Below are 5,089 nucleotides of genomic sequence, written 5' to 3'. Positions count from 1 at the left end.
AAGAACATGGCGCGAACAGTCCGGCAGGACAACGACTTCCACGGCACACAACTTTGCGAGGGCGATAAGATGCTGCTGCTGTTCGAGTCGGCCAACTTCGACGAATCGGTGTTCGGCGACCCAGAGAACTTCCGCATCGACCGGCAGCCGAACAGCCATCTGGCGTTCGGCTTCGGGACACATTTCTGCCTGGGCAATCAGCTGGCCCGGCTCGAAATCGCCACGATGCTGCGAAAGATCGTCCAGCGGATGCCCGACCTGCGACTGGCCGACGACTCCGCGCTGCCGCTGCGGCCGGCCAACTTCGTCAGCGGGCCCGAAGCGATGCCGGTGGTCTTCACACCGACCGCACCGGTGCTGTAGCCCGCACCGAGTCTGAGCGGCGCGTCGCAAATGAAACCGCACAGTCGGGAAGGAGGGGGCTGCGGGAGGGCGCGGGGCGTCAGCGCATCGTGAACTTGGGTGGCCGCTTTTCCTTGAACGCCAGCGGGCCTTCCTTGGCGTCCTCGGACAGGAACACCTCGATACCGATCGTGGTGTCGACCTTGAAGGCATCGTTCTCGTGCATGCCCTCGGTCGCGCGGATGGACCGCAGGATCGCTTGCACCGCCAGGGGTCCGTTGGCCGCGATAACCTCGGCGATCTCCAGCGCCCGCGTCAGTGCCTGGCCGTCGGGCACCACGTGCCCGATCAGCCCGATCTCCTTGGCTTCGGCGGCGGTGATGTGCCGTCCGGTCAGCAACAGGTCGCAGGCGATGGTGTACGGGATCTGGCGCACCAATCGCACCGCGGACCCGCCCATCGGGTAAAGGCTCCACTTCGCCTCGGAGATACCGAATTTCGCGCTCTCGCCGGCCACGCGGATATCGGTGCCCTGCAGGATCTCGGTACCGCCGGCGATGGCCGGGCCCTCGACGGCGGCGATCAGCGGTTTAGCCAGCCGCCGTCCCTTCAGCAGGCCGTCGATGCGCGACGGGTCGTAGCTGCCGTCTTTGAACGAGTCGCCTGGCGGCTTGGCGGTGGCCGCTTTGAGGTCCATTCCGGCGCAGAAATAGCCGCCCGCGCCGGTGAGGATGCACACCCGGATGTCGGGATCGCTGTCGACGCGGTCCCAGGCCTCGACCATGATCGACAACATTTCGCCGGACAGCGCATTGCGGGTCTCCGGACGGTTCATCGTCACGATCAGGATGTGCCCGCGCTGCTCGATCAGGGCGTGGGGACTGTCGGCGCCCATCGGTCATCCACCTTCCATTGCTTGAGAAAAAATGTAACACGTTCTAGTTTGGGTGCTGTGGCCTTGAACATCGCCGATCTTGCCGAGCACGCCGTCGACGCCGTGCCGGACCGCGTGGCCCTGATCTGCGGCGACGAGCAGATCACCTACGCCGGACTGGAGGAGAAGGCCAACCGGTTCGCGCACTACCTGATCGACCACGGCGTGCACAAGAACGACAAGGTCGGTCTGTACTGCCGCAACCGCGTCGAGATCGTCATCGCCATGCTCGGCATCGTCAAGGCCGGCGCCATCCTGGTCAACGTCAACTACCGCTATGTCGAGGGCGAGTTGCGTTACCTGTTCGACAACTCCGACATGGTGGCTCTGGTCCACGAACGGCAGTACGCCGACCGGGTGGCCGCCGTGCTGCCCGACACCCCGAACGTCCGCACCGTCGTCGTGATCGAGGACGGCAGCGACACGGACTACCGGCGCTACGGCGGCATGGAGTTCAGTCAGGCACTGGCCGAAGGGTCACCGGAACGCGACTTCGGTGAGCGCAGCGCCGACGACATCTACCTGCTCTACACCGGCGGCACCACCGGGTTCCCCAAGGGTGTGATGTGGCGCCACGAGGACATCTACCGGGTGCTGCTGGGCGGCACCGATTACGCCACAGGGCAATTCGTCGCCGACGAGTACGACCACGCCAAACAGGCGGCGGCCGCTCCACCGATGACCCGCTTCCCGATACCGCCGATGATTCACGGCGCCACGCAGTCGGCGACCTGGATGGCGCTGTTCGCGGGGCACACCGTGGTGCTGTCCCCGGAGTTCGACGCCGAGCAGGTGTGGCGAACCGTCGCCGAACACAAGGTGAACCTGCTGTTCTTCACCGGCGACGCGATGGGCCGGCCGCTGCTCGACGCCCTGGAAAGCGGCGACATCGACATCTCCAGGGACCTGTCGTCGCTGTTCCTGCTCGCCAGTACCGCGGCGCTGTTCTCTCCGAGCCTCAAGGAGCGCTTCCTCGAACTGCTGCCGAACCGGATCATCACCGACTCGATCGGCTCCTCGGAGACCGGTTTCGGGGGCACCAGCATCGTCGCCAAGGGTGCGTCTCAGGCCGGCGGGCCGCGGGTGATGATCGATAAGAACACCGTCGTCCTCGACGACGACGGCAATGAGGTGCAACCCGGTTCCGGTGTGCGCGGCATCCTCGCCAAGCGCGGCAACATCCCGGTCGGCTACTACAAGGACGACGAGAAAACCCGGCAGACCTTCCGTGTTTACAACGGCGTCCGCTACGCGATCCCGGGCGACTACGCGACCGTCGAATCCGACGGCACCGTGACCATGCTCGGCCGCGGTTCGGTGTCGATCAACACCGGCGGGGAGAAGGTTTACCCCGAAGAGGTCGAGGCCGCCCTCAAGGGTCACCCCGAGGTGTTCGATGCGCTGGTGGTCGGTGTGCCGGACGAGCGGTTCGGCCAGCACGTCGCAGCGGTGGTGGCTCCGCGCCCGGGCACCCGGCCGACGCTGGCGGAACTGGATGCATTCGTGCGCAAGGACATCGCGGGCTACAAGGTGCCGCGCAGCTTGTGGCTGGTCGACGAGGTCAAGCGTTCCCCGGCTGGCAAGCCGGACTACACCTGGGCCAGGCAGCAGACCGAACAGCGGCCGGCCGACGAAACCAAAGGTCAGGTCTGATGCGTACCGAACTCTGCGACCGCTTCGGCATCGATTACCCGATCTTCGTCTTCACTCCGTCGGAGAAGGTGGCCGCCGCCGTCACCCGGGCCGGGGGCATGGGTGTGCTCGGCTGCGTGCGGTTCAACCAGGCCGACGAACTGGAGTCGGTGCTGTGCTGGATGGACGACAACACCGACGGCTTGCCCTACGGGGTCGACGTGGTGATGCCGGCGAAGGTGCCCACCGAGGGCACCAGCGTGGACATCAACTCCTACATCCCGCAGTCCCACCGCGACTTCGTGGCCAAGACGCTGACGGACCTCGGTGTGCCGCCGCTGCCGGACGGCGGGGCTGGCAGCGAGGGCGTGCTGGGCTGGCTGCACTCGGTCGCCCGCTCACACGTCGACGTGGCACTGGGTCATCGAATCAGCTTGATCGCCAACGCGCTCGGCTCGCCGCCGGCGGACGTGCTGGATCAGGCACACGCCGCCGGGGTGCCGGTGGCCGCATTGGCCGGAACCGCCGCCCACGCCCGCAGGCACGCCGCCAACGGGGTGGACATCGTCGTCGCGCAGGGTTACGAGGCCGGTGGACACACCGGGGAGATCGCGTCGATGGTGCTGGTACCCGAAGTTGTCGATGCCGTGGGCGATACCCCGGTCCTGGCCGCCGGCGGCATCGGCGCCGGTCGGCAGGTGGCCGCCGCACTGGCCCTGGGCGCTTCCGGGGTCTGGATGGGATCGGCGTTCCTGACCGCGGCCGAATACGACCTGGGTGCCAGGGAAGCCGACGGCCCTTCGGTGATCCAGCAGGCGCTGCTCGCCGCCGGCTCCAGCGACACGGTGCGCCGACGCATCTACTCCGGCAAGCCGGCACGGCTGCTCAAGAGCCGGTGGACCGACGCCTGGGATGCCGACGGCGCGCCCGCGCCGCTGCCGATGCCGCTGCAGAACGTCCTTGTCGCAGAGGCGCATCAGCGGATGAGCATGTCGAGTGATCCGACTGCGGTGGCGATGCCGGTCGGTCAGATCGTCGGGCGGATGAACGAGATCCGCCCGGCAGCGGACATCGTCGCCGAGTTGGTGTCGGGCTTCGAGGCGGCCAGCCGACGGCTCGACGACATCCGCGGCGTGTGACAGGCAGAGCATTACAGTCACTGTGATGAACGGCGCGCAGGCACTCATCACGACTTTGGTGGACAACGGGGTACGGCTGTGTTTCGCCAACCCCGGCACCTCCGAAATGCACTTCGTGGCCGCGTTGGACACCGTGCCCGAAATGCGCGGCGTGCTCACACTTTTCGAGGGAGTGGCCACCGGCGCCGCCGACGGGTACGCGCGGATGACCGGTGATCCCGCCGCGGTTCTGCTGCATCTGGGTCCAGGGCTGGGCAACGGTCTGGCCAATCTGCACAATGCTCGCCGGGCACGGGTGCCGATGCTGGTGGTGATCGGTGATCACGCCACCTACCACAAGAAGTACGACGCCCCCCTGGAGTCCGACATCGACTCCGTGGCCGGCACCGTCTCGGGCTGGGTGCGCCGGTCGATGGACGCCCGGGACATCGCCGGCGATGCCGTCGAGGCCATCGGCTTCGCCGGCGCCGAACAGCGCATCGCCACGCTGATCCTGCCGGCCGACGTCTCCTGGTCCGAGGGCGGACAGCTCGGCGAAGCGGTTGCGCCCCGGCACCATGAGCCCGTTGCCGACGAAGGGATCGAAGAGGCGCTGCGGTCGGGGGAGCAGACGGTGATCCTCGTCGGCGGCGACGCCACCCGAGCCGACGGGCTCGGCGCGGCAGACCGGCTGGCACAGCGGTTCGGTGCGCGGCTGTTCTGCGAGACGTTCCCGACCCGCCTGGAGCGCGGCGCCGGCGTGTCGGCCGCTGAACGGCTCGCGTACTTCGGCGAGGCCGCCGTGGCGCAACTGGCTGGCACCCGCCACCTCATCCTGGCCGGAGCGGGGGCGCCGGTGACCTTCTTCGGCTACCCCGGCAAGCCCAGCGATCTGGTGCCCGAGGGTGCCACCGTGTACACGCTGTCCGGTCCCGTCGGCGCCGCCGCGGCGCTCACCGAACTTGCCGGCACGCTGGCTGCGGGAGTCCAGGCGAACGTCGCCGCCGCCGGCCGCCCGGCGCTGCCGGCCGGTCCGCTGAACGTGCAAACCTCGGCCGAGGTC

5 protein-coding genes are annotated in these 5,089 nt (G+C 67.9%); 4 read left to right on the top strand and 1 reads right to left on the bottom strand.

The window, feature by feature from the left end:
- Window positions 1-363 (top strand): cytochrome P450 (locus ADBZ6I_RS15910; protein WP_526385532.1); only part of this gene is annotated, 363 nt, incomplete at its 5' end.
- A gap of 79 nt (window positions 364-442) precedes the next feature.
- On the opposite strand, the gene ADBZ6I_RS15905 is transcribed toward ADBZ6I_RS15910, so the two are convergent.
- On the bottom strand, window positions 443-1,237 hold the full coding sequence (locus ADBZ6I_RS15905) for a crotonase/enoyl-CoA hydratase family protein (RefSeq protein WP_526385530.1): 795 nt from the start codon (window positions 1,235-1,237) through the stop codon (window positions 443-445).
- Window positions 1,238-1,285: 48 nt separating this feature from the next.
- On the opposite strand from ADBZ6I_RS15905, the gene fadD19 reads away from it, so the two are divergent.
- The 3 genes from fadD19 to ADBZ6I_RS15890 all read left to right on the top strand — a co-directional run.
- Window positions 1,286-2,929 carry a medium/long-chain-fatty-acid--CoA/3-oxocholest-4-en-26-oate--CoA ligase gene (gene fadD19 / locus ADBZ6I_RS15900; RefSeq protein WP_526385528.1) on the top strand — a complete coding sequence of 548 codons (1,644 nt, stop codon included), beginning with the start codon at window positions 1,286-1,288 and terminating at the stop codon, window positions 2,927-2,929.
- A complete protein-coding gene (locus ADBZ6I_RS15895; RefSeq protein ID WP_526385526.1) occupies window positions 2,929-4,047 on the top strand; it encodes an NAD(P)H-dependent flavin oxidoreductase in 1,119 nt (372 codons plus the stop codon). The genes fadD19 and ADBZ6I_RS15895 overlap by 1 nt, the downstream gene beginning before the upstream one ends.
- Window positions 4,048-4,072: 25 nt before the next feature.
- A partial coding sequence (locus ADBZ6I_RS15890) for an acetolactate synthase large subunit (protein WP_526385524.1) occupies window positions 4,073-5,089 on the top strand: 1,017 nt, incomplete at its 3' end.

The sequence above is a fragment of the Mycobacterium sp. genome (assembly GCF_044342925.1).
Lineage (GTDB): Bacteria > Actinomycetota > Actinomycetes > Mycobacteriales > Mycobacteriaceae > Mycobacterium.
This window is presented reverse-complemented; position numbering and strand designations above follow the sequence as displayed.

Excerpts from the sequence above, each read along its gene's own strand:
- ADBZ6I_RS15905 (WP_526385530.1), bottom strand. The coding sequence starts at position 1,237 with ATGGGCGCCGACAGTCCCCACGCCCTGATCGAGCAGCGCGGGCACATC.
- ADBZ6I_RS15895 (WP_526385526.1), top strand. The coding sequence starts at position 2,929 with ATGCGTACCGAACTCTGCGACCGCTTCGGCATCGATTACCCGATCTTC.